This window comes from Phycisphaeraceae bacterium (assembly GCA_020639155.1).
In the GTDB taxonomy this organism is placed as follows: domain Bacteria; phylum Planctomycetota; class Phycisphaerae; order Phycisphaerales; family UBA1924; genus JACKHF01.
The window spans coordinates 158,730-181,268 of the sequence record JACKHF010000001.1 but is presented as its reverse complement, the minus strand read 5'-3'; the positions used below and the strand labels follow the sequence as shown (position 1 = coordinate 181,268).

Here is a 22,539-nt window from a genome sequence, read left to right as displayed (position 1 = left end):
CCGTCAGCGGTGTTGCCGATGAGTCATAAACCGCCTGAAAGTGCAGGAGTGCCGATGCCAGCAACCAATCCGACACAGCATCTGATGGGATTCGTGCGTGATGTGCCCGATTTTCCAAAGCCGGGTATCGTGTTCAAGGACCACACGCCGCTTCTTGCGGATGCGGAGGCGCTCGCGCTCGCGGTTGAGTTGATGGCCAAGCCGTGGCTGAATCTGTCAGACGATCAGCGTGTGCAGTATGTCACTGGCGCAGAATCTCGTGGGTTTATCTTTGGGACCGCGATTGCTCGCAGACTGAATGCAGGGTTTGTCCCCGTGCGCAAGCCGGGCAAGTTGCCCAGAGCAGTTCGGCAGGTGTCGTACGACCTTGAGTACGGGAGTGATGCACTCGAGATCCACGAGGATGCACTTCCGAAAGGGAGTCGCGTGCTGATTGTCGATGATCTGCTTGCGACCGGCGGGACACTCAAAGCATGTTGCGAGCTTGTGGTTCAGGCACAGGCTGAGATCGCGGGCATGTCGATTCTGATCGAGTTGTGCGCACTGAACGGTGCATCGCATGTGCGCGATTATGCGATGCTGCACACTGTGCTGAAAGTGCAGTGAGGCTTTGCGTTTATCGACGACGACGCACGAGGACGAGACTGCCCAATCCAAACGCAGCGAGGGTATTTGGAGCGGGGATGTTGTAGATCACAACGCCTGCGAGTTCGTTGATATTGCTACCTAGATTCACTGCTGAAGGCAGGGTTGGGCTTGTAAACATCCACAGAACTGTAGTGTCAGTTGTAAAATCAATGAGCGATCCAGCTGGCAGTGACAAGTTTGTTACTGTGTATGTGACATCAAACATGGCAATGGGATTTGCAGTGTTTGCGAATAGGCCAGCACTTGGAAAGTGTTGCTGGCCCGACACGACTTCCGCAGAGGTTCCGAAACTGGATGTGACAAGGTACTGTGGATCCATCATGCCTGCACCAGTTACTTCAATGATTCCATGATCTGCGTAAATCGTGGTTTCAATTGCGCCAGCAGCGTAGTAGATATTGGAGTCAAAAGACACGTACACTGGAAACGTGACGGAGGGATTCTGCGACGTGACCGACAAGCCTGAGGGCATGTTCAGCATTGGCTGAGCGAAGCTTGTTTGCGTGGCACACGCGACGGCGACGAGTGTTGTGATTGGTTTCATGTCTCTCTCTCCAGTTTCTTTGTTGCCATTCGAATAGATGCTCTTCAAGTCAAATAACCACATGGTAAAAGAGCAACGATTCATGTGGATGCTGCAGTTTGGGGTTCTGAGCGTCTTCGCTGCAACCCGAGCAAGCTGCAGAATGCACACGCTGCTACTACCGTTGCTGGTGCAGGTATCACTGTGATCGTGCCAAGGAGTTCGTTGACATTCGGCGGCTCATACAGTGTTGCCGTTGGAGTAAACCAGCCGTCGTAAAATGCAACAGCATTGGTCGCTGAGGAAATTGTCACATTGTGTGCCGTTGAAAAATCTGTTGCCGTAAAAGTGATCTCTACAAACTCACAAGGGTTTGATATGTTTGGTGGAACAATTTGTCCTGGCATGTAGAGCTGGCCCGAAATGACCGACAGAGATGTGTTCACGATTGTGCTCTGAAAAAAGAGCGGATCGGTACCCGCGTATCCAGTGGACGAAATCATCCCTTCACTGAATGAGAGTTCGCCATCGTATCCTGCAAATGCAAAGTGCAGACTACTGTCGAAACTTGCGGACACGGTGAACGTGACGCTTGGATTCTGGGGTGAGACCACAAGCCCTGCAGGCATATGCAGTGCGGGGAATACCGAAGGCTGGCTGGAAGCTGTGCAGTTGATGAGGCATACAGCGGCGATCGAAGCGGACAGGTATCTCATCAACTCCTCCTTTGGACAGCATTGTGCGAACTTTTTGAGCAAGGGAGCAACTGCTATTGGGGACTCACTACGCTCTGCTTTGAGTATACTTGAAGGTTGATGTACCAGATCCGGTGAAGTCTGAGATTTTGCAAAAAAGAAACACCCCCGATCGTGATACGACCGGGGGTGCGATTGATCAATCTTCAGAGCGTGTGTCTGAAGTGCATGGTTGCCTAGGCGGCAACCATTATGGTATTAGCGGCGACGACGTGTCGCGACCAGACCGCCGAGGCCAACGAGAGCCAGTGAGGACGGTGCGGGAACGCCGATGACCTGGATGGTGCCAGCGAGCTCAGTTGCCTGAACAGCTGTTGCCTGCGGACCTGATGCGCTGTTGTACAGTGACAGCTGGTTTGTTGCTGTTGTGATATCAACGGTGTAGCTGCTGGTGAAGTCATTCGCTGTGAATGTTGCTTCGAAGATATCGAAGGGGTTGGCGGGGTTCGCGTTCACGCCTGGGGGGAAGTGGAGCTGACCGGAGATCACGTTGTTGCCGTTGGCAACGAAGAACAGCGGATCGGATGCTGCTGGGCCGGAGACAGCGATTGTGCCAGCGGAAGCGTTGATTGCGCCATCATAACCTGCGAAAGCAAAGTATGATGCAGCATCGAACGAGAGGCTGACGTTGAATGTGACGGACGGTGTGCCCGAGTCAACGGACAGACCAGCGGGCATGCTCAGAGACTGAGCGGATGCTGCAGTTGCAACGCCAGCGACAGCAAACAGTGCAAGAACTTTCTTCATTTCTTTCTCCTCAACAGAGATTACGGGGGTCGGTCCCCATGCTTCAGACACCTTGCTGACCGAACGACTCAGTCAGCCGATGCCGCTAAGGTACATCAAGTTGCTCTGGAATGCCAGCGTTGTATCAAAAAAAACGATGCAAGTTCATATGTTCTTTGTATTTCACCCTTTTTTCATGATATTATCGGACAAATATATCAGGATCCGAGCCAATGATTGGAAAATGATCGGGTCGTGTGGGATTCAAGCCAATATCAGGGTCTCTATGCACTATAGAGCAGTGTGGTTTGAAGTACAAAGTAGAGATTTGTGGGGTTTTTCAGTGGGTCGTTCGATGCCCCGGCGTCGAGCTTTCTGGAGACACAATCATGGAGTGTCACGAGTTGGCGCCAATACGTCGCACATATGGGTATGCTGAGACGGCTGTCACTCCTGCTGTAAGCCACATCATGAGATTGTTTGCATGAATCCAACTTGAGTCCGGAAGGGCCAGCCCAAGTCCTGCTATCAGCATGACAGTTGGAATACACACAGACTGCAGAATCATTTTCGCTTTTCCGAACTTGCCAGCTGAAAAATCGTATCCATCTGATTCGTAGACTGCGCGAATCGAAGTCACAAGAAGTTCTCTGATCAGAACAATGACTGCAATAAGTACATTCACCCCGGTGATATGTACTAACTGAGCGTTTTCCCCTGCATTTGTGGTGAAAACTGTGTACGCTGGGCCAGCAAGGCATGCAAGTGTGCCGATGACGAGCGCTTTGTCTGCAAACGGATCGATGATTCGCCCGAACTTGCTGACAACATTCCACCTGCGTGCCAGATGTCCGTCGAGCATGTCTGTGATCGCTGCAACAACAAACGCGATCATGCATCCAATCAGGCGCCAGTCTGCAGCCATTGACCCACTTGTATCAACACCATGATGTGGGGATGGAGCTGTCGCAAGGACAACGATGATGCCAGCAGCAATGAAGCAACGGGCCACACTCAGTGTGTTTGGCAGACGTTGTTTCCATTGTGGTTGGGGGGTGTCCATTGGCCTCTGGTTGGTGATTTCAGGTCCTGATTGAAAAGTGATGTGCGAGCATAGCCAGCCAATAAATGCGGGCTGGTATAGATGGATTTGTTACGTGTCCGTTGCATGCAATTTTGGAACAGAACCGCTGGGGATGGGTGTTCGGCATGGCAGCAGCGAGTTTGAGAAGGATCGGATGATGCCGGATTCGTTCAAATGGGGCTTTTATTGACGAAAACGGACGATTGAAGACCCTTGTAAGGCCGATAGAACTGTTGAGGATTCGGTACGAATGAATATGAATGCATAGCCCGTGAATCTGCTCGTCAGATGACTGGGAATGCAAGGCCTTCTTTGCGGGAGCACGAATGACTCAGACACACACCCAGCGCCAGCCGGACGTGCAGCGGGTGGCTCGTGCACTTGCTGGGTTCCGTGCGAGGATTCGACGTGTTCTGGTGCTCGAACGAGTGCTCGTGGTCCTTGCTGGACTTGTGGCAGCAGTCTTCCTTGCTGGAGCGCTCGACTTTGTGTTCCGCGCTCCATCGAGTGTGCGACTGGTTGGATTGGTGTGTGCAATCGTCGTCATTCTTTTCATCTGCCGGCGATGGGTGCTTCCTGTCCTGCGATTCCATCCGTCGCTGCGTGATATTGCGTTGCGGGTGCCCGGTGATGCTCGGAAAGACGAAGCTCTGGCAGCAGTTGTGCAACTCGCTGAGCATCAATCAGGTGATCAGCAGCTTCGTCACGAGATAGGGAACAGTATTGTTGGCATCGCTGAAGCAGATGAACGCCTCCATGCGATAGGACGATTTGTCCAGTCGAAGCGTCTCGTGCGCGCAACGCTGGTCTTTTCGGTTGCAGCGCTTGCTGTATGCGTTGCTGCAGTTGTCAGACCTGATATCACAAGGATTGGCGCGCAACGAGTTCTTACGCCGTGGTCGGATGTCAGTTGGCCGAAACGGACGCAGATAGCTGACGTGACTGGTGCAACAGTGCAGCCAACGACTCGTGCACTTGTGTTGCGTGCAAACATCGAGAAAACGAATCGAGCACCCGGACAGACCAGAGTGGTTGCAAAGTACCAAGTGTTACAGGGACGCAAACCAGTGGGTGATGTCAGGCAGGTGGTGCTCGCAGCACAGCCAAGCGACGGCACTCACGCTGATCTGTACGAGCAGGTCATCGGGCGTGAAACATGGGCGTCCCGCAATGAGGGTGACAACTCAACGTGGAGTATTCGATACTGGTTTGAGACGCTGGACGACAGCACGGACACAATGACAGTGAGGTTGGCAGATCCACCAGCAGTGACAACGGCGCAGGTCCACGTCTTGCCACCCGCGTATTTTCCAGACAGTGCGTCGATCTCAGTGGGTGCTGACGCGTCCCGGTTTGTGGTCGGTGATCAGGTCATTGCGTTTGCGGATCAGGGCAGAAGCACCATTGCTGAGCCTGTTCGCGTGCTTGAGCAGTCCGCAGTGCATGCGACGCTCAGCATGAACAAACCGATCACTCGTGTGGAGTGGGTGAACAGGAAAGATGGTGCAGGCGACGCGACCCCAGTCGTACAGATTTCCCATGCTGGCTCTCAGGTGACAGTCGAAGCCAAGTTACACGAATCTATTCCGATTTCACTGCGATTTGAGGATGGCGACGGGCTTGTGAGTGAGCGGAATACGACACTGCTACTGGAAACGGTGGCTGATGAGTTGCCAGCCCCTGCGCTGCTCGAACCTGCGCAGGACGAGTGGGTGCTGCCGACAGCAAAGTTTGATGTTATCGGTGAGGTTGTCGATGATGTGGCGCTCTCACGCGCATCGGTTGCGTGGCAGCTTGCAAGAGCGGTGCAGGGGTCGGCTGGTGCGCCGCCAGAACCTGTGAATGATCGCATGGAAGTTGCTTCGCGCGATGCTGATGGAGCCGTCCTGCTGAACGTCAAGCTGACTTCGATGCTCTCGATTGCAGAAACTGGCGCACAACCCGGCGACGAGGTGCATCTTGTCGCGCTTGGCACGGACATGCGCATGGCAGGTCTTGATCCTCCGATGGAACCGGTGATATCGCGGATGCGTCGGTTGCGGGTGGTGTCGGAGGAACAGTTTGTTGACCGCATGTGGCAGTCGCTGGACATGGTGCGCGATGCGGCGAAGGCCCTTGATGCTCAGCAAGCCGCGATGATCGAAAACACCACCTCCGGCGTTCGATCCACAACACAGCAGGAGCAGCAGGCTATCACCGATCGCCTCAACGCGCAGTTGCGTGCGATCGTTGACGCAATGCAGAGCGCCGAACGGAACGGGCTCGATCGTGCAGATGTTTCGCGTTTGCTCAGTGATGCGGCAAAGGCAGCACAGCGTGCGTCGGAAGCATCGCAGGAGGCTGCGCAGAAATGGAACAACGATCAAGCCAGCGAGGATGAAGCAGATACCGGGCCATCAAAGGTGTCGGGAGAGCACCAGCAGGATGTGCGTGATGCGCTCGGTGATCTGCTGCAATCTCTGGACAGGGGTTCTGATGCCTTCCTTGCACGGCGCTCTGTTGCGAGATTACTTGAACAGCAGAAGCAGTTAAATCAGCGTACTGCGAACTTTGCTGAACGAACGCTCGGCAAGCGCGACAGTCAGTTGACACCAGCAGAACGTGCCGAGATGAATGAGCTCTCCCAGGCGCAGCAGGAACTGTCGCAGCGTGCAGCGGAGATGCTCGACGAGCTTTCAGATCAGCAGCAGCGCCTGCAACAGTCTGACCCGGTCGGTGCTGAGGTTGTGAACAACGCCGAGCAGACAGGGCGTCAGCAGAACCTGTCCCAGCAGATGCAGCAGGCATCGAGCAGCTTGCAGAACAACCAGAATCAGCAGGCACAGAGAGACCAGACGGCCGCGACAGAGACACTCGAAGAGATGATGGAGCAGTTTGAGCAGGCGGAGCAGACACGTGATCGCGTGCTTGAGCGATTGTTTGCTGACATGAAGCAGCAGATCGAGTTGCTTGTTGGGATGCAGGAGTCCGAGCTTGGCACCCTTGACGCAAGGATGTCGCAACACCCCAATGCGCCGGTGCTGGAGTTGCTTGATCGTGGCATGATCGCTTTGCATCAGGCGACGGGGCCTGTCATTGAACTTGCGAACGGTGCGATGCCTGATGCTGCACCGGTTGTGGATTCACTCAAACAAGCAGAAGAGTCGATGCTTGATGCGATCGAGATGCTTCGAGTTTCAAATGCGCCGGGCGCGCACGATGCAGAGACGATGTCGCTTGAACATTTGAGTGTTGCACTGGAGGACGCCGAGCGACTGCGTGCGGAGAGTGCAAATCGCGAGCGTGATCGTCAGCAAAAGGAGTTACGCAAGGCGTACGCGGAAATACGTGAGATCCAGGTGCGAGTCCAGGAAGAGACCGTGCCGTATGTAAACAAGGATCTGAATCGCAAGGAGCGTGTGCTGGTGCGCAGACTTGCAGCGTCGCAGCGCGAGGTGGGGCAGTTATTGAAAGAACTTCCCGAGAAGTATGAGGGGTTGTTTGATGCGTCGACACTCGCCTTTGCGCATCGTCGCATGGACACTCTTGTTGAGTCGACGGCTGGCACGCTCAACGACGGAGCCGCAACAACGCGCGTTGTGCGTGATCAAACTGCGGTAATCAAGCTGCTTGACCAGCTTGCAGATGCGATGGACCGTGCGAGTGAGAACAGTCAGGAGTTTGCTGAGGCGCAGTCCAATCAGGGCGGGAGTCAGCAAAGCCAGAACGGGCAGGATCAGCCGCTCTTTGAAGCACTTGCAGAACTGGAACTGCTCCACGCGATGCAAGTTGATGTCAGCGAGCAGACGCGATTTGCGGACGAATCGAGTGCGAGCGAAGCAGATGTTGAATCGCTTGGGCAATATCAGCAGGATATAGCGAAGGAAGTACAGGTACTCATCAAACGCATGACTCGTCAAGGCCCCGGTCAGGCTGCGCCGAATGAGCAGCCGGTACTTCCGCCGGGCATGGGGTTCGATGTGTTCGTTTTTTCGAATGAACAAGATGCTTTCAATTCTCAGCCCGAACAACCCTCCGATCCAGAGCATAAACAGCCTGAGATTGATCCCGGTTTGAGGTCGCTGGATGATCTGCTCGGTCTTGAAGAAGCTCCCGATGAGAAAGTGGAGGAACACAATACAGAGCTATGGCAACTGCTCGAGGGTGAGCGTGAGAGCAATCCGTTGGTTAATGCCGCTCGTCTCATGTCTCGAGCTGCTGAGCGTCTGACGCAGAAGATCGATCCGGGTATCACAACGCAACGTATTCAGGAACAGATTCTGATCGATCTTGAGAAGACGATTGAAGATGCGCGGAATCAACAGAACCAGCAATCGCAGCAGCAGCAACAGAGCCAGAACCAGCAGCAGAACAATCCTGATCAGCAACAGCAGCCATCGCAGCAGAATCAGGAAATGAACCAGAACCCACAGGGCGACAACACTGGCCAGCAGAATACGGTTGCAGGTCGGGACGCGCAGCCCGGCACGATGGTGACCGCGGCACAAGCGCGCTGGGGAAGCCTGCCGGCGCGCGTGCGTGACACGCTGACGCAGGGATCAAGCGATTCGTTCAGCTCGATGTACCGATCGCTTACGGAAGCGTATTACAAGCGACTCGCAGAAGAAGGGAACCGATGACCGAACGTGTGGGGGCAATCTTTTCGATAATCGTATGCACGCTTGGCGCCAGTAGTGCGTTTGCGCAAGTTGCGCCACAACCTTCGGCCAGTGCGCAGAATACGCCAACGCAGGACGAGTTTACTGAAGCTCTGCAGATGTCGACGGAAAGGGGACTCGAAGCGCTCGCAGCGATGCAAGCATCTGACGGGTCATTCGGTGGCAGGTTCGGTCGAAATGTTGCGATTACTTCACTTGCAGCAATCGCGTTTATGGCTGACGGGAACCTGCCGGATCGAGGGAAGTATGCCGAGCAGGTGCAGAAAGCCCTTGATTATGTGCTCTCGTGCAGTTCAGAGAGTGGTCTGATCGCTGATGAAGCTGTGACAAGCCCGATGTACGGACATGGGTTTGCGACGCTGTTTCTTGGTGAGATTGTGGGTATGAGTGCGGGTGGCGTGGAATCGCCCGAATCGCAGCGTGCGCACGAGGCTCTTGTCAAAGCTGTTCGTTTGATCGAACGGACACAGAATCAGCAGGGGGGGTGGAGATACAACCCTGTGCCGTTTGATGCGGATGTGAGTGTGACAATCTGCCAGGTGATGGGTTTGCGATCAGCGCGGAATGCAGGGCTGGAAGTGTCGTCAGAGGTCATCGATAAAGCCGTGAAGTATGTGCGCGACTGCCAGAATCCTGATGGTGGGTTCAGGTACCAACTGGATCCGGGGACAAGCGGATGGGCGCGTTCAGCTGCCGGTGTGGCGACGATGTATTACGCGGGCATTTATGAAGACAAAGCCATTGATGAGGGTCTTGATTACATCAAGACGGTAGGAATGCCCGGTCTGACCGATGAGCAGCCGCATCGCTGGTATGGACATTACTACGCTGTGCAGGCGATGTACCTTGCGGGTGGTGATCACTGGGCACAGTGGTGGCCAGCGGCAAGAGAGGAACTGGTTTCCTCACAGCTTCGCAATGGCACGTGGTCTGATAACAGCTTTGGAGACGATTATGCAACAGCAATGGCGTTGATAGTCCTCCAAATGCCCAAGCGATATTTGCCGATCTTTCAGAAGTGAAACGCATGATCTCTCACCGTATTGGCAAGCAACTGTGTTCGCGTTGGCTGGCACCTTTGGTGTGGAGTCTCGTTGCACCAGTGTGTGTCTATGGACAGTCGTATTACGCTGATGCGGAAATCATAACAGCGTTGCCAGATGAGATCGTGGGCACACGCACGCAGGAAACGCTGCGAGGGTCTGTGCTGACCGATTCACTGCAGGTGTTCACTGGTGAACTGACAATCGGACGTGATGGTTCAATCGGTGTCACCAATGTTCTCGGCACACACACAACGGGTCTGTTGCACCCTGCTGAAGAACTTGATGCAGGTATGCGACGGTTTATTGGTGTTGCGTTTGATCGGGAGACGAAGCAGTCAGATCAACGAGTCCGCGTTTCGACTTCGCGACGAAGTTCATCACAGCAGATTCTTGTGCTTCGCAATGGAGATCGATTTGCAGGTCATCTTCGTGCAAGCCAGAGTGATGACATGACGATCGCGTGGTCACACCCGGTGCTTGGTGAACTCGGTATTGATCTTGATCATGTTCGAGAAGTTGTGCTACAAACCTCAAAGAAAGCAAGCATGCCTGAGCATGATGCGGATCTTGTGGAGCTTGACAACGGCGACTGGCTCAGCGGGTTTCTTCTCGGTATTGGTGAGCAGGTGAGTATTGAGACAGATTCCGGCGTGGTCAGTGTGCCGATCTCTGGTGTTGCCCGTGTTGAGTTGGCGGATGTGAGCGGGACCGAGCCCGCAGGCAACGAGGACTTTGCGAGTGTTCGCCTGACCGATGGGACGCAGATTGCATGCGAGATGCAGCGTCTCGACATGGATGGTGCTCGTGTGGTACCTCTGGTGACCGGGCAGTCGACACTGCTGACGCTGCCCACAATCGAGCAAATCGTGTGGGTGCGAGGCTCATTGGAAGCACTGGATGAGACGAGCGTTCTTGATGTGCAGCCGATCGATGGTCGCGAGTGGACACGCGATCCACACATTGAACCCACGCGTCGTTTCGAGTCGTTCGCGATGGATCTGCCAGGTCCAATGCGTGTTGATGTCGATGTTCACACCGTTTCTCAGACGGGGGCATTGCTGGTCGGCACGGTCGTGTTGCCTGAGGAATGCCGCACGTGGGGGAACTGCACGCTCGATGTGCGCGCCAAGCAGAACGGTGCTTGGGGATCTATCTGGTCAGGCACGTTCACGGGAGATGCACCTGTTGCTGCCATGCGGGCAAACATCCCGTCTGGTGTGTCGGAGTTGCGCTTTGAGCTTGGCAGCGGTGCGTACGGTATGATTCAGGATCATCTGCGCATTACAGATATGCTGCTGTTCGCTGAAGGGGCTTCCTGAGTCTTTGCAACTTTGTGACAGCGCGGGGTTTTAGCGCAGCTTCAATGTCGCAAGCCCAAGAATAACCATGAGCAGTGTGATGAGCCAGAATCGCGCGACAATGCGCTGTTCGGGCCAGCCCTTGTGGTGCAGATGGTGGTGGTAGGGTGCGATCAGGAAGATGCGCTTGCCGTTGCGCAGTCTGTACGAGCCGACCTGCAGAATAACAGACAGAATCTCCCAGACGTACACAGCACACATGACGAGCACGACGACTTCCTGACGGATGACGATTGCGACAAACGCAATGATGCCACCGATAGTGAGTGAGCCGCAATCACCCATGAAGATGGATGCCGGTGAGCAGTTGAACCAGAGAAACCCGATCAGGGCTCCGAGCAGTGCGCCGCTGACGACCGCGAGTTCGTCTGCACCAGGCACATACGGAACAAGCAGTCGCGATGCTGGCTGTTCCGTTCCCGCAACGAGGCACAGCACGATAAGACCGATGCTCACAAACATGCCGATGCCTGCTGAGAGACCATCCTGCCCATCTGTGATATTGACAGCGTTGCTGAGCAAGCCGAGCAGGAGTGTTGCAACAGTGATGTAGACCACTGGACCAAGAAACCACACCGCTGAGTTGATCGTGAGTCCTGCGATCTGATCATGCACGTAGGTGCGCTGGAACGGGATGTTCAGGGCGTGCTGGATATTGGGAGCGGTCTCGGGGTTGTCGCCAGCCATGTACGAGAAGACACCGATGATAAGCCCAAGCCCGAGTTGGAAGACGAGTTTTTCCCAAGCGCGGAGACCCTGCCTGCCACCGCTGCGCCGTGCTTCTGTGAGTTTGAGCCAATCATCGAACCCGCCGAGAATCGAGAGCCAGACGACGGTCACAAGAACGAGATGGACGTAGGTGTTTGAAAGATCGCAGAGCAGAAAGGTCAGGATGAGTACCGCGCCACAAATGAGCACGCCACCCATCGAGGGTGTGTTCGCTTTGGATTGTGCAACACTTCGAAGCAGTTCGGCATCTGTCTGGCCGGTGTCTCCGATCCGTTTTCTGACGAGCCAACTGATCGTCGGTTTTCCCATCACCATGACAATTGCAAACGCGATCCCCGCTGCAAACAGCACGCGGAACTCAATCTGATTGAACAGGCCAGCGAGCGATCTGATCGGCCTGCCGATCCACAGTCCCTCGCACCAGCGGAGCAGCATGTCGAGTATGGCGAGTATCACAGCAGTGTTGTAGGTTCTTGGTGAGGTGCGGGCAGTGGATGAGGGATGCTTGTCATGTCATCGGCTGATTGGTGCATTCTGGCGCACGAGATGCTCCGCAACACGTTCCAGCCCGATCGATCTGGATGCTTTGAGCAGCACGAGATCGTTCGGCTTGGCATGCTCAGCAATCTGTGCTGCGGTTTCGTCAGAGCACGACTGGTGTTCAACGAACAGGTGTGAGGCTATGCCAGCCTGACAGAGCCGATCGTGTGTCCACTTGACAGATGTACCAACGAGAAACGCGACAATTTCGAGGCGTGCCTGATCTCGAAGCGAGACGATGTGATCTGCAAGTTCCTTGTGAACCGCTTGCGCATGAGTGCCTGTCTCACGCATGTCGCCGAGCACAAGCACGACTCTCATATGCCCGTATGCGATTGCTGCCAGTGTTTCCATAGCCGATTGCATGGAGTCAGGGTTGGCGTTGTACGCGTCGTTGATGAGCGTGAGCGCGCCGTTACCGGTTTGGTGCGAGGATACTTCCATGCGCATTGGTTCCGGCTGACGATTCGATATCGCGCTGATGATCCCGGGGAGAATCTCACGGGTGTTTCTTCCCGTGCGCTGCGCCACACACATCGAGGCAGCAAGAGCCATCGATGCGGTTCGAGCGCTGTGTGCAGCGATGGTGTGCAGGTGCAGCGTGACCGGTGTTCCAAGCAGAACTGGTGCCCGCAGCGTCATCGTTATTCCATCGATGGATTGCTCATCGATGAACACACGCGCATCCGCGTTTTCATGAAATCCTATGCGAGTTGTTGTACATTCTGGTGCAGTCAGATTGCTTGTGAATGGCTCGTCCGCGTTTGTGATGATGAAGCTGTTCTGTTGCATGGATGCAAGGCATGATTCGATTTCGCTTGCGGATCCTTCGACTGAGCCGAGTCCCTCAAGATGTTCGCGACCAGCGCCTGTGATGACGAGGATGTTTGGCTGGACCATTGCTGCGAGTGGGGCGGTCTCGCCAGGATCGTTCGTGCCGATCTCGCAGACAACTGCTTCATGATCAGCAGTCGTATTCAGCAGCGTGAGAGGGACACCGAGATCATTGTTGAAGCTCTTTGGTGCTGATCGAACGTGCGCGAACGAGCCGATTGCGCACGCGATCGCAGCTTTGGTTGATGTCTTGCCATTGGCGCCGACAACCGCAACAACCGGAACGGAGAGTCGATTCCGATGCTCCGTTGCAAGCTTGCCGAGCGCATCGATCGTGCGATCAACACGCAGGATCGGGCATGTGTGATGTATCGAGTCCGGGTCAATATCCTGCTCGACAATAACGAGACGCGCGCCGGATGCGATTGCCTTCGCAATGTATTCGTGCCCGTCTGTCTTCTCGCCTCTGATTGCTGCAAACGCAAGATTCGTTGTCACTTCGCGCGAATCACTGGTCAATCCAGTAACAGGCGCGGTATCCGTTGGTTCGGTGATCCATTGGCCATTGGTGATCGACGCAAGCTCGTTGAGTGGTAGTGTGTGCATGGTTCAGAGTGCGTGCGGGGTTAGTGCGTCGAGAGCTGCGCGAGCAACACGTCTGTCGTCGAAATCTCTGCGAAGGATGCCACCTTTGCCATCTGGCAGCAGCTGGTAATCCTCGTGCCCTTTCCCTGCGATCACGATAACGTCCCCTTGCTGCGCGTGCTGGATTGCCCATGCGACCGCCTGCTCGCGAACATGATCGACGTGAACGGTTTTCTCTGCATCACCATTCCTTACGCCATCCGGCAACCCAGCGAGAATATCGTCGATGACCCGCAGCGGATCTTCCGTGCGTGGATTGTCGCTGGTGACAACGACAACATCGGATAGCGCATAGGCGACACGTCCCATGCGAGGTCGCTTGGTTCGGTCTCGATCGCCGCCGCACCCAAAGACACAGATGAGCCTTGCGTTCGCTGGAACAATCGAACGAGCTGCGTTGAGTGATTTTTCGAGCGCGTCGTCCGTGTGGGCAAAGTCAACGAAAACAGCGATCTGTTCGTCCGATGACGTGACAGGTTGCAGCCTGCCTGCTGGCGCGGTGACGTGCGGGAGCGCGTCTGCAATCTGTGTAACAGAAAGGCCGAGTCGATGTGCGATGACAACCGCCTGCAGCGTGTTCATGGCGTTGTGTGCGCCGACGAGGGGGACGGTTTGGCTGATTGCTCCAAAGGGGCCAGTCAATCGAAGCTTCATGCCGGAAAGATTAGCGCCAAGTGTTTCGACACGCGCGTATGCAGGGTTGGAAGCAGAGCAGAGAACAACATTCGCTGTGCAGTCCTTGAGCATTGTTGCGTGCGCCGGATCATCGGCGTTGACGACCGCTAGCCCATTACTGGGCAGCATGGCAAAGAGACGCGACTTTGCTGCTGCGTACTGGTCCATTGTCTCGTGGTAATCGAGATGATCACCGGTAAGGTTCGTAAACACGCCGATGTCGAATGAGAGCCCATCAGCGCGATGCTGGTCCAGCGCGTGGCTCGACACCTCGACAGTTGCAATCTCGCACTGTGCCTGCATCATGTCTGCAAGTGTGCTTGAGAGGTCTTCAGCGAACGGGGTGGTGAGCTTTGCTTTGGTATGTGTATCGCCAATGTACACGCCGGTCGTGCCGAGAGTGCCTGTCTTGTGCCCTGCGTGCTGCATGATGCAGCGGACGAGCCACGCGATGGTTGTCTTGCCGTTGGTGCCTGTGATCCCAACCAGCGAGAGCGCATCAGAAGGGTTGCCATAGAAACATTCAGCGAGATGGGCTGATGCAACCGGCGCATCGTTGGTTGTGATCAGTGCGATGTGATGGGGAAGATCCAGCGTGATGTCGCTGTTGTGTTCGACGAGCACCGCTGATGCGCCCCTCGCGATGGCATCCGGAATGAAATGCCGGCCATCGTGGGGTGAGAGGTCAGAGTCTGGACGGGCGTTTCCCGTGCGTGCTGGGCGGGCGACAAACAGCGAGCCCTTCTGCACGCGCCTGCTGTCCTCAGTCACGCTGGTGATAGTGATCTGATCAGTAGAGGGGAAGTCTGTCCATACAGAGACTGCATCCTGACGTGATAGTGAATCAAGAAGGTGCTTCAGGGTTGTGTTTGGTGTCGGGGAACGTGACATTTAAGCGAACAATACACATCGGCTGGCGTTGTTGTCCGGCTGTCTGTTTTGTTCCAGATTGCCCTTGAGATGCTCAAAGTGGCTGGTTCAATCAGCCCGCCAGTCAAGCCAGTCATCCATGCTTCTGACATAATCAAGACCTATTGCATCAAACTCATCAGTGCCTTTGCTGGGGCAGGCAACCCCGAGCATGCGCAACGCGCGATTTATTGGCCATTGATGTGAATCTCTGCTTTTCGATTGCGGCGTTCCGTGCTTGGATGCTCGAAATGTTAATTTCCCTTGCTCAAAGAACGCTGCGCTTTGTGTTCCGGTACCACCCTGATAATCGGTTTCGATATACGCAACTGAGGCTTCGTTTGACAGACGGAGCAGGTAATCAGTCAGTGCTGATCCCAGAAACATGAAATCTGGAACTACTTCGCCGATGTTGTTTTCAAGAAGAAAGTCGAGCATATCGCTTGTCAGCGGTAGGAATGCAAAGTCCTGTTGTAGCTCCACAGGAGGAGAGAGTTTCTTGAATATACAGATTGCACGGATTGCAGAAAGGCGAGTGACAAGCCCTGTGATATGGTGTCCCATGTCATCTCCAGAGCACAGTTACAGCGTCTGCATCTGCCAGACGAGCACAATCAGGTGCAGGAAGACCAGTGCCTGGATCCCCGCGATGATGTCATCAACGAGGATGCCCACGCCGCCACCAGCACGCTGGGATTGCTTGGCTGGGGGGAGTTTGATGATGTCGAAGATGCGGAACGCGACAAACGCAACGAGCACAAAGAGCAGCTTTCCGGTCATCGTGGGCACAAGATGCACAGGCAGGAACATGAGCGGGATGGCCTGCCCCGCGGTTTCGTCAGCGACAACCTGCGACGGATCCTTTTTTCCGAACTTCTGCTCGGCTGCTTTGCCCAGTGTGATGCACGCCCATGAGAACCCAACGAGCACGCATGCCAACACCGTGTGATAGATGACGGGCGAATCTGTTGGGCCGAACCCTGTCAGGATCATCAGTCCTGCCAGTGCAGCAGTGGGGACCGAGCCCCATGTGCCGGGGAACGGCTTCATGTGGCCGAGTCCAAAGGTTGTGACAATCGGGAACAGCGGGCTTTCGCGATCTTCCGGCTTCTTTGTGCGTGTGTTTGTGGTGTGGGTCACTCGAACCTCCCTGCGATGCGCGACGAAGCATAGTGTACACTGAGTACCCAGGGCATGATTTGTATGGAAGAGGAACCAACATGAGAAACCTGACAGGTTCGGTGTGTCTGCTCGCTGCGTTGAGTTTGTGCGGGTGCAAGCCTGCATCTACAGCGCAGGTTGTGACACAGCAGACAGGGTATCAAACGGTCGAGGCTGCGTGCGGCGAATGTCAGTTCGGCATGGAAGGTTCGGGGTGTGATCTTGCTGTCAGGATAGATGATGTCGCATACTTTGTCGATGGCACCGCGATCGATGATCACGGCGATGCACATGCAACGGACGGTTTCTGCAACGCGATCCGCTACGCGAAGGTGAAGGGCGAGATTGTGGCAGGCCGGTTTAGGGCGAGTGAGTTTGAGTTGCTGCCCGATGACACAGAACCGAACTGAGTTCAGCTCGGTTGTTGTATGGTTAAGGACTATGTGCGACAGTGCGTTCTGAGTGCCCTTTGGCTTTATTCTTCTGTCTGCATGAAAGCCTCCGGTCGGGTTTCCTCGACCTGAGGCGGAGGGTGTATCACGGGCATCCTGCAGCGTACTCGTTTCCGAAGCAGATGTAATCAAAGACGTTGAGCGATCCGCTTCCGTCGCAGTCGGCGTATGGATCACCGGCTGCATAGAGGTTCCCAAAGCAGATGTAGTCAAAGATGTTGAGCGATCCGCTTGCGTCACAGTCCGCGTAACAGAGGACAAGCTGCACCGCGGTTGCCGTGTACACGATCTTGTAATGCCCGTGTGCAGGTGCTGGCAGATTCACAGTCGAGAATGTGCCGGTCACAGTGTTCGCGGTAATGAGATTGATCGTCGCTTGTCCATCGGGGCCATCAAACCCATTGGTGTGAGAAACATTGAGTGTGCCATCGCAATGGAAGGCGTTGTTGTTGCCGCTGTGGTAGATCCGATCGAACTCGCCTGTGTTTGTGCCCGCGAGTTGGAGATTTACCACGCTGGTTGATTGGCAGTCGATCGATGTGGCAGTATCGATGCGTAACTCACCAACCTCGGAACCAGGATTGGAGTTCTCGCCCGGCGCAAGTGTGCCGTGGTTCACCACTGGAAGTGCAGCGATCCTGCCGGTGCCTTCGATCGTGTGGTTCTGGTTCTGTACAAGATCGGCTCCGCCCGTGACAGCCAGCAGGACAGCGTTCGCAACCGCAGGACCACCCAGCCGCACTATCCCGATGCCATCGAACACAACCGAACCATCCAGATACAGAATCTGCGCACCGGCAATGGAAGTCGGATTCTGCCAGATCACACCATCGTTGGTGATCGTGTTGCGGAGTTCGGTTGAACCGCTCTCAATGAGCAACTCACCGAGCAGATGGATGCCATCGAGCTTGTTGCTCGGTGTTGCGACTCTTGCAACACCACCGGCGACATCAATTGTGCCGTTGATAATCTCGGATCCACCGTTCCCGCCGATTGCAATCTCACCACTGTTGATTGCCTCAATCAATCCGCCGCCGGTCTGATCGAGTGTGATTGCTGTGATATCAATGATGCCGCTATCAGCCCGGATGGTTCCAGTGTTCTTCTTGTCATCGGTCTGGAGACGCAATATCTCTCCGGGCACATCCGCTGAGATAAGCCCCTGGTTGTTGATTGCAGCGAGGATGAGTCCGGTGCCACGAATAGTATGTGTTGGGGCATGCACCACCTCATCGCCTGCGGTCAGACGAGTGAGCTGAGCATCCTGCAGGGTTGTTACTGAGTTGAGTACGATCTCGCCTGTGCCATCCCATGTTTGTGGCGCGTCAAAGCGCACGATGCCAAAGTTTCCGCCATCGCGTTGAAGCACCATGCTGCCATTATTTGTGTTTCCGCCACGGCTGTAGAGAGTCTGACCAAGCAGGTCGGTATCTGTATCAAAGGTGACGTTCTCGATAAATCCATTTCCCGATTCAATCCGAGCCTTGCCTCCGTTTGAGCTGACAATTGTGCCGCCGGTAACGCTTGCGATGGGAGACGCTGAGCCAAAATCAAAGAATCCCCCGTCGACCGCAATCTTGCCCGCGCCAGTCTGCGTGAGTTGGCCGGATACTTTGAATATGCCATTGTTTGTCGCTTTGAGTGTCCCTTCGTTGGTCATGCTGGTACTAGCAATCAGGTCAAGCGATTCATCGGGCACATCAGCGATAACAGATCCCTGATTGATTGTGTCGATAGCAATGCGCGCCTTGCCACGGATGGTGTGATTGACTCCGTTTGTCAGTACGCCGTTGCCGCCAGGCACGTTATCTGAAACTGTCGGCGCTGCGCCAGGGTTCATCCCGGCAGGATGTGAGAAGACCATCTCGCCCACACCATCAATGGTGTATGGCGTCTCATAGATACCGATTGCGTTGAATCCGTTGACGCCGTCACCAGCAAGAGAGATGGAGCCGTTGTTTGTGAACGTAGAACCATATAACCGGTATCCGTGCCTGATCTCGCCGGTTGCATCGCCATTGAGAACCATGTTTTCAAAGTCGGCGTTGCCGGAAATGGAACGAAGAAGTCCACCGTTTGCAGTGCTGACTGTGCCGTTGGACAGTCGCTGGATAAACGAACTGCCATCAAAGTGGATCTCTCCGCCATCGGCAAGCACAGTGCCGGTGCTCATCAGATCAAGCGTTATGTTACGAAGCTGGATAATCCCGCCACCGTTCGCTTCAATAGTTCCAACACTGCTCGTGGGATTGGCTGCGCCGGTCGTCAGTTGGAGGTAGTCGCCAGCACCGGCATACAGCGTGCCTTCGTTGTGGAATGGGAGGCTGATGCTTCCCGAGCCTGTGATCGTCTGTCCGACACCTATCTCGAGCGATGATTGTGCAAATGCCGTATCGATGCGCGCATTGGTCGGTGTTGGACCTGAGATCAGGAGCACTGTGCCGGAACCAGATAGTGTTGCAACAGAAGTATCCCTGAACCGCAGAACTCCTGCCCCAGCACCAGCATCCACCGTAATCATGCCGTTGTTCACAACAGATCCGCCATAGATACTCAGCACGCGACCCTCAATGAGTAGCTCTGCTGTCGGACTCGTTACGCTGAGGTTGTTAATCGTGACGTTGTTTCCAGTCAACGAAACCGTGTACACGCCTGCAGCACCGATGACTGCGGATTCTGTTGTTGTATCAGGTACACCAGCCGGCGACCATGCAAGTGGCTCATGCCAGGAGTCACTGACACCCGCGAGCCAGTTGTATGTCACCTGCGCCTGTGCCGCTGAACCAAGCGACAAAGCCACGCCAGCCGCAAGAAGCACATGACGTGTTGAGATGCTGCTGTGTTGTTTGCTTTCCCGATTCATCGTTCTCTTTCCCGTTTCAGTCTAAGTGAAACAATGCAACCACAGTGGCGCATTGTGAATTGGTTCTTCGTTATCACGGACATCCTGCAGCGTATTCGTTCCCGAAGCAGATGTAATCGAAGACGTTGAGCGATCCGCTGCCGTCGCAGTCGGCGTATGGATCACCGGCTGCATAGAGGTTCCCGAAGCAGATATAGTCAAAGATGTTGAGCGATCCGCTTGCGTCACAGTCTGCGTAACAGAGGACAAGTTGCACCGCGGTTGCCGTGTACACGATCTTGTAATGCCCGTGTGCAGGTGCTGGCAGATTCACAGTCGAGAATGTGCCGGTGACGGCGTCAGCTGTAATCAGGTCAACGGTTGTGGGCTCGCTGGGACCAGTAAAGCTATTGATATGCGAAACATTCAATGTGCCGTCGCAATGGAACGTGTCCGGTCCACCGCCACCATTAAATATCCGATCGAACTCACCTGTGTTTGTGCCCGCGAGTTGGAGATGAACAGCGCTGGTTGATTGGCAGTCGATCGATGCGCCCGTGTCAATGCGGATCTCGCCGATCTCTGAACCCGGATTGGTGTCCTGACCCGGGGCAAGTGCGCCGTGGTTCAGAATAGAAATACCCTTGAAAGATCCTGTTCCCTCAATAGTGTGCGAAGCGCCGTTGGTGATATCGCCATTGCTGGTCTGCTGAATAATCGAGCCTGAGACAATCTGACCTCGCATGCTGAGTATGCCTGAGCCGTCAAACGTCACGGGGCCAACTGCGACGATGTTGTCGGTGGCGCCGGTGTCCTTCAGAATCCAGAGCCCGTTGTTCGTGATCGTGTTGTACACATTCAGTGTCGCGCTGATATCAAACTGGCCTGCGAATGTGATCCCGTTGATCTGGTTTGTGCCGCTGGAAGTAAGCATCAATCCGCCGGTAGCATCAACTTCACCGTTGATCAGCGTTGCAGATCCCAGCCGAATCTCGCCGTTATTCACAGCTTCTATCAGTCCTCCACCGGTCTGATCGATATCGATCGACTGGATACGGAGGTAACCCGAATCAGCACGTATTGTCCCGGTGTTCTTCTTGTCGTCGGTTTGTAACAGCAACGTACGATCTGTCACATCGGCTGTGATCAGCCCCTCGTTGACGAATGGAGCATAGATAGTGCCCGTTCCTCTGATCGTATGATCAGCGCCGTGCGTCACTTCGTACCCTGATCCTGCACGGTTGATCTGCGCGTACTGCAGCACGTTCTCGTTGTCAGCATTGAGCACGATCTCGCCGGTACCACTCCACGTCTGCGGCGCATTGAAACTGAGAATCCCATAGTTCCCACCGTCGAGCTGCAGCACCATGGTGCCGTTGTTGACGTTACTACCAGAGCTGGTGATCTGCTGACCAAAGAGATCCGTATCCGTGTTCAGAGTGACGCTGTTCATCGTGCAGTTGCCCGAGACCATCACGATCTTTCCACCGTTCACTCCATTGATCGAACCGCCGGTCACGGTCGGAGCGGGTGAGCCCGCACCAATATCGAAATAACCGCCATCGAGTTCGACCTGCCCTGCGCCTGTCTGTACGAAAAAGCCGAACACCTTAAATATGCCGCCGTTTGTTGCTCTGATTGTTGCTTCGTTGGTGAGCGTCTTGCCCGGTAACAGGTCGAATGACTCGTCCGCCATGTCAGCAGTGATCGTTCCCTGATTCACCATGTCGATTGCAATACGTCCCTTGCCTCTTATCGTGTGGCTCGGCCCGTTTGTCAGTACGCTGCCGCCACCAGTCACACTGTCGTTGATCGTCGCTGCCGAGTTTGGGTTCAGCGCGCCAGGATAGTTCAGAATCATCTCCCCAGTGCCATCGAATGTGTACGGTGAGTTGTATACTTCAAGTGCGCTGTATCCGTTCACTCCATCGGCGGTCACTGTCACCGTGCCATTGTTGGTGAACGACGATCCATAAAATCGGATAGTCCGGCGCAAATCAGCAACCATATCACCGTTCAGTGTCATGTCCTCTAGCTCAGCGGTGTTGATCGCGCGGACAAGACCGCCATTTGTTGTAGTAACAGTGCCGTTGGTCAGGCGCTCCCGGTACGACCCTTCAAAGTGAATATTGCCACCATCACCAACAACAATGCCAACACCCATCATGTCCACATTGACATTTCGAAGTTGGATGACGCCTCCGTTTGTCGCCTCGATGAGGCCAGTGCTGAAGTCCGGCTCAGTAAACCCTGGGCTGAGCACGATACGCGAAGCATCCGCCGTGATCGTGGCTGCGCTTGTGATCGGTGTCGATATCCACCCGTGCCCTGTGATCGTTTGACCAGCACCGATTGTCAGGCGATTTGCACCACTGAACCTGCTGATCGTTGCTGTGCTCGCTTCAGGATTTGTCGCAGCGAGGATGATGGTCCCAGTGCCGGTCAGGGACTGAGCAGGCAGATTTCGCAGTCGTATCGCACCACCTGTGACACCGTCACCAACTGTGATCAGGCCGTCATTGACGATTAATCCGCCGTACACATCGAGCGTACGCAGCAACTCGAGTTCGGCCGATGGCGCAACCACGCTCAGGTTTCCAACAGTGACGTTCCCCACCGACAGTGTGACCGTGTATGGCATGCCGCCCGCGAGCAGTGTCGCATTGTGTGTCTGTGCATTCGGTATGCCTGTTGGCGACCACAGAGCGTTGTTGTGCCATGATCCGCTGATTGGGGTCGTCCAGTCGTAGGATTGTGCGATGGCATGTTCGGCACAGATCGGTACTGCGAGTCCGCATACAAGATAAAGCTGAATACGGGCGATATCGATTTCTTTGATCCCTCGCAGGTTCATCATCCTCTCCCTTGTGTTACAATGGACCGGCAGGTTCCGTGCCATGCGGGCACCGCCTCTCACTCTGCGCCAAAGCTGTGACGAGTCCGCCACAACGCGG

16 protein-coding genes are annotated in these 22,539 nt (G+C 54.9%); 5 read left to right on the top strand and 11 right to left on the bottom strand.

Features of this window, described 5'->3' with window-relative positions; all coding sequences use genetic code 11:
- Positions 1-54: 54 nt before the first annotated feature.
- Entirely contained in the window at positions 55-606 is a 552-nt protein-coding gene (locus tag H6815_00785; protein ID MCB9858960.1) for an adenine phosphoribosyltransferase, read from the top strand.
- Positions 607-616: 10 nt separating this feature from the next.
- Here H6815_00785 and H6815_00780 read toward each other — a convergent pair whose 3' ends face one another.
- The 4 genes from H6815_00780 to H6815_00765 all read right to left on the bottom strand — a co-directional run bounded on the left by H6815_00780 (position 617) and on the right by H6815_00765 (position 3,715).
- Positions 617-1,192 (bottom strand): PEP-CTERM sorting domain-containing protein, encoded by a 576-nt coding sequence (locus H6815_00780; GenBank protein ID MCB9858959.1) that lies wholly within the window; start codon positions 1,190-1,192, stop codon positions 617-619.
- Between the two features lie 80 nt (positions 1,193-1,272).
- Positions 1,273-1,887, bottom strand: coding sequence for a hypothetical protein (locus tag H6815_00775; GenBank protein ID MCB9858958.1), 615 nt, complete (start codon positions 1,885-1,887; stop codon positions 1,273-1,275).
- 237 nt (positions 1,888-2,124) lie between these two features.
- The gene (locus H6815_00770; protein MCB9858957.1) at positions 2,125-2,673 is read right to left on the bottom strand and encodes a PEP-CTERM sorting domain-containing protein; all 549 of its coding nucleotides are present in this window, start codon (positions 2,671-2,673) and stop codon (positions 2,125-2,127) included.
- A 376-nt stretch (positions 2,674-3,049) separates the two neighbouring features.
- Positions 3,050-3,715 (bottom strand): CDP-alcohol phosphatidyltransferase family protein, encoded by a 666-nt coding sequence (locus tag H6815_00765; GenBank protein MCB9858956.1) that lies wholly within the window; start codon positions 3,713-3,715, stop codon positions 3,050-3,052.
- 347 nt (positions 3,716-4,062) lie between these two features.
- Here H6815_00765 and H6815_00760 point away from each other — a divergent pair, with 347 nt between their 5' ends.
- The 3 genes from H6815_00760 (at position 4,063) to H6815_00750 (ending at position 10,759) form a co-directional block, all read left to right on the top strand.
- Positions 4,063-8,355: a hypothetical protein gene (locus H6815_00760; protein ID MCB9858955.1), complete on the top strand. Its 4,293-nt coding sequence runs from the start codon at positions 4,063-4,065 to the stop codon at positions 8,353-8,355.
- Positions 8,352-9,416 carry a terpene cyclase/mutase family protein gene (locus H6815_00755; protein MCB9858954.1) on the top strand — a complete coding sequence of 355 codons (1,065 nt, stop codon included), beginning with the start codon at positions 8,352-8,354 and terminating at the stop codon, positions 9,414-9,416. Before H6815_00760 ends, H6815_00755 begins: the two co-directional genes overlap by 4 nt.
- A gap of 131 nt (positions 9,417-9,547) precedes the next feature.
- The gene (locus H6815_00750) at positions 9,548-10,759 is read left to right on the top strand and encodes a hypothetical protein (protein MCB9858953.1); all 1,212 of its coding nucleotides are present in this window, start codon (positions 9,548-9,550) and stop codon (positions 10,757-10,759) included.
- A 30-nt stretch (positions 10,760-10,789) separates the two neighbouring features.
- Here the strand turns inward: H6815_00750 and H6815_00745 are convergent, their stop codons facing one another.
- From H6815_00745 to H6815_00725, 5 genes are all read right to left on the bottom strand, one after another.
- Positions 10,790-11,983 carry a phospho-N-acetylmuramoyl-pentapeptide-transferase gene (locus H6815_00745; protein ID MCB9858952.1) on the bottom strand — a complete coding sequence of 398 codons (1,194 nt, stop codon included), beginning with the start codon at positions 11,981-11,983 and terminating at the stop codon, positions 10,790-10,792.
- Positions 11,984-12,040: 57 nt separating this feature from the next.
- The gene (locus H6815_00740) at positions 12,041-13,507 is read right to left on the bottom strand and encodes a UDP-N-acetylmuramoyl-tripeptide--D-alanyl-D-alanine ligase (protein ID MCB9858951.1); all 1,467 of its coding nucleotides are present in this window, start codon (positions 13,505-13,507) and stop codon (positions 12,041-12,043) included.
- Positions 13,508-13,510: 3 nt separating this feature from the next.
- Complete coding sequence (locus H6815_00735; GenBank protein MCB9858950.1) at positions 13,511-15,112, bottom strand: UDP-N-acetylmuramoyl-L-alanyl-D-glutamate--2,6-diaminopimelate ligase; 1,602 nt, start codon at positions 15,110-15,112, stop codon at positions 13,511-13,513.
- Between the two features lie 87 nt (positions 15,113-15,199).
- Positions 15,200-15,694: a hypothetical protein gene (locus H6815_00730; protein ID MCB9858949.1), complete on the bottom strand. Its 495-nt coding sequence runs from the start codon at positions 15,692-15,694 to the stop codon at positions 15,200-15,202.
- 18 nt (positions 15,695-15,712) lie between these two features.
- On the bottom strand, positions 15,713-16,270 hold the full coding sequence (locus H6815_00725) for a phosphatidylglycerophosphatase A (protein MCB9858948.1): 558 nt from the start codon (positions 16,268-16,270) through the stop codon (positions 15,713-15,715).
- 221 nt (positions 16,271-16,491) lie between these two features.
- On the opposite strand from H6815_00725, the gene H6815_00720 reads away from it, so the two are divergent.
- Positions 16,492-16,701 carry a hypothetical protein gene (locus H6815_00720; protein ID MCB9858947.1) on the top strand — a complete coding sequence of 70 codons (210 nt, stop codon included), beginning with the start codon at positions 16,492-16,494 and terminating at the stop codon, positions 16,699-16,701.
- Positions 16,702-16,828: 127 nt separating this feature from the next.
- Here the strand turns inward: H6815_00720 and H6815_00715 are convergent, their stop codons facing one another.
- On the bottom strand, positions 16,829-19,606 hold the full coding sequence (locus H6815_00715) for a hypothetical protein (protein MCB9858946.1): 2,778 nt from the start codon (positions 19,604-19,606) through the stop codon (positions 16,829-16,831).
- A gap of 73 nt (positions 19,607-19,679) precedes the next feature.
- Positions 19,680-22,439 (bottom strand): hypothetical protein, encoded by a 2,760-nt coding sequence (locus H6815_00710; protein ID MCB9858945.1) that lies wholly within the window; start codon positions 22,437-22,439, stop codon positions 19,680-19,682.
- Positions 22,440-22,539 lie beyond the last annotated feature (100 nt).

Excerpts from the sequence above, each read along its gene's own strand:
- H6815_00775 (MCB9858958.1), bottom strand. The coding sequence starts at position 1,887 with ATGAGATACCTGTCCGCTTCGATCGCCGCTGTATGCCTCATCAACTGC.
- H6815_00765 (MCB9858956.1), bottom strand. The coding sequence starts at position 3,715 with ATGGACACCCCCCAACCACAATGGAAACAACGTCTGCCAAACACACTG.
- H6815_00755 (MCB9858954.1), top strand. The coding sequence starts at position 8,352 with ATGACCGAACGTGTGGGGGCAATCTTTTCGATAATCGTATGCACGCTT.
- H6815_00710 (MCB9858945.1), bottom strand. The coding sequence starts at position 22,439 with ATGAACCTGCGAGGGATCAAAGAAATCGATATCGCCCGTATTCAGCTT.
- H6815_00730 (MCB9858949.1), bottom strand. The coding sequence starts at position 15,694 with ATGGGACACCATATCACAGGGCTTGTCACTCGCCTTTCTGCAATCCGT.
- H6815_00720 (MCB9858947.1), top strand. The coding sequence starts at position 16,492 with ATGGAAGGTTCGGGGTGTGATCTTGCTGTCAGGATAGATGATGTCGCA.
- H6815_00760 (MCB9858955.1), top strand. The coding sequence starts at position 4,063 with ATGACTCAGACACACACCCAGCGCCAGCCGGACGTGCAGCGGGTGGCT.
- H6815_00715 (MCB9858946.1), bottom strand. The coding sequence starts at position 19,606 with ATGAATCGGGAAAGCAAACAACACAGCAGCATCTCAACACGTCATGTG.
- H6815_00780 (MCB9858959.1), bottom strand. The coding sequence starts at position 1,192 with ATGAAACCAATCACAACACTCGTCGCCGTCGCGTGTGCCACGCAAACA.
- H6815_00785 (MCB9858960.1), top strand. The coding sequence starts at position 55 with ATGCCAGCAACCAATCCGACACAGCATCTGATGGGATTCGTGCGTGAT.
- H6815_00770 (MCB9858957.1), bottom strand. The coding sequence starts at position 2,673 with ATGAAGAAAGTTCTTGCACTGTTTGCTGTCGCTGGCGTTGCAACTGCA.
- H6815_00735 (MCB9858950.1), bottom strand. The coding sequence starts at position 15,112 with ATGTCACGTTCCCCGACACCAAACACAACCCTGAAGCACCTTCTTGAT.
- H6815_00740 (MCB9858951.1), bottom strand. The coding sequence starts at position 13,507 with ATGCACACACTACCACTCAACGAGCTTGCGTCGATCACCAATGGCCAA.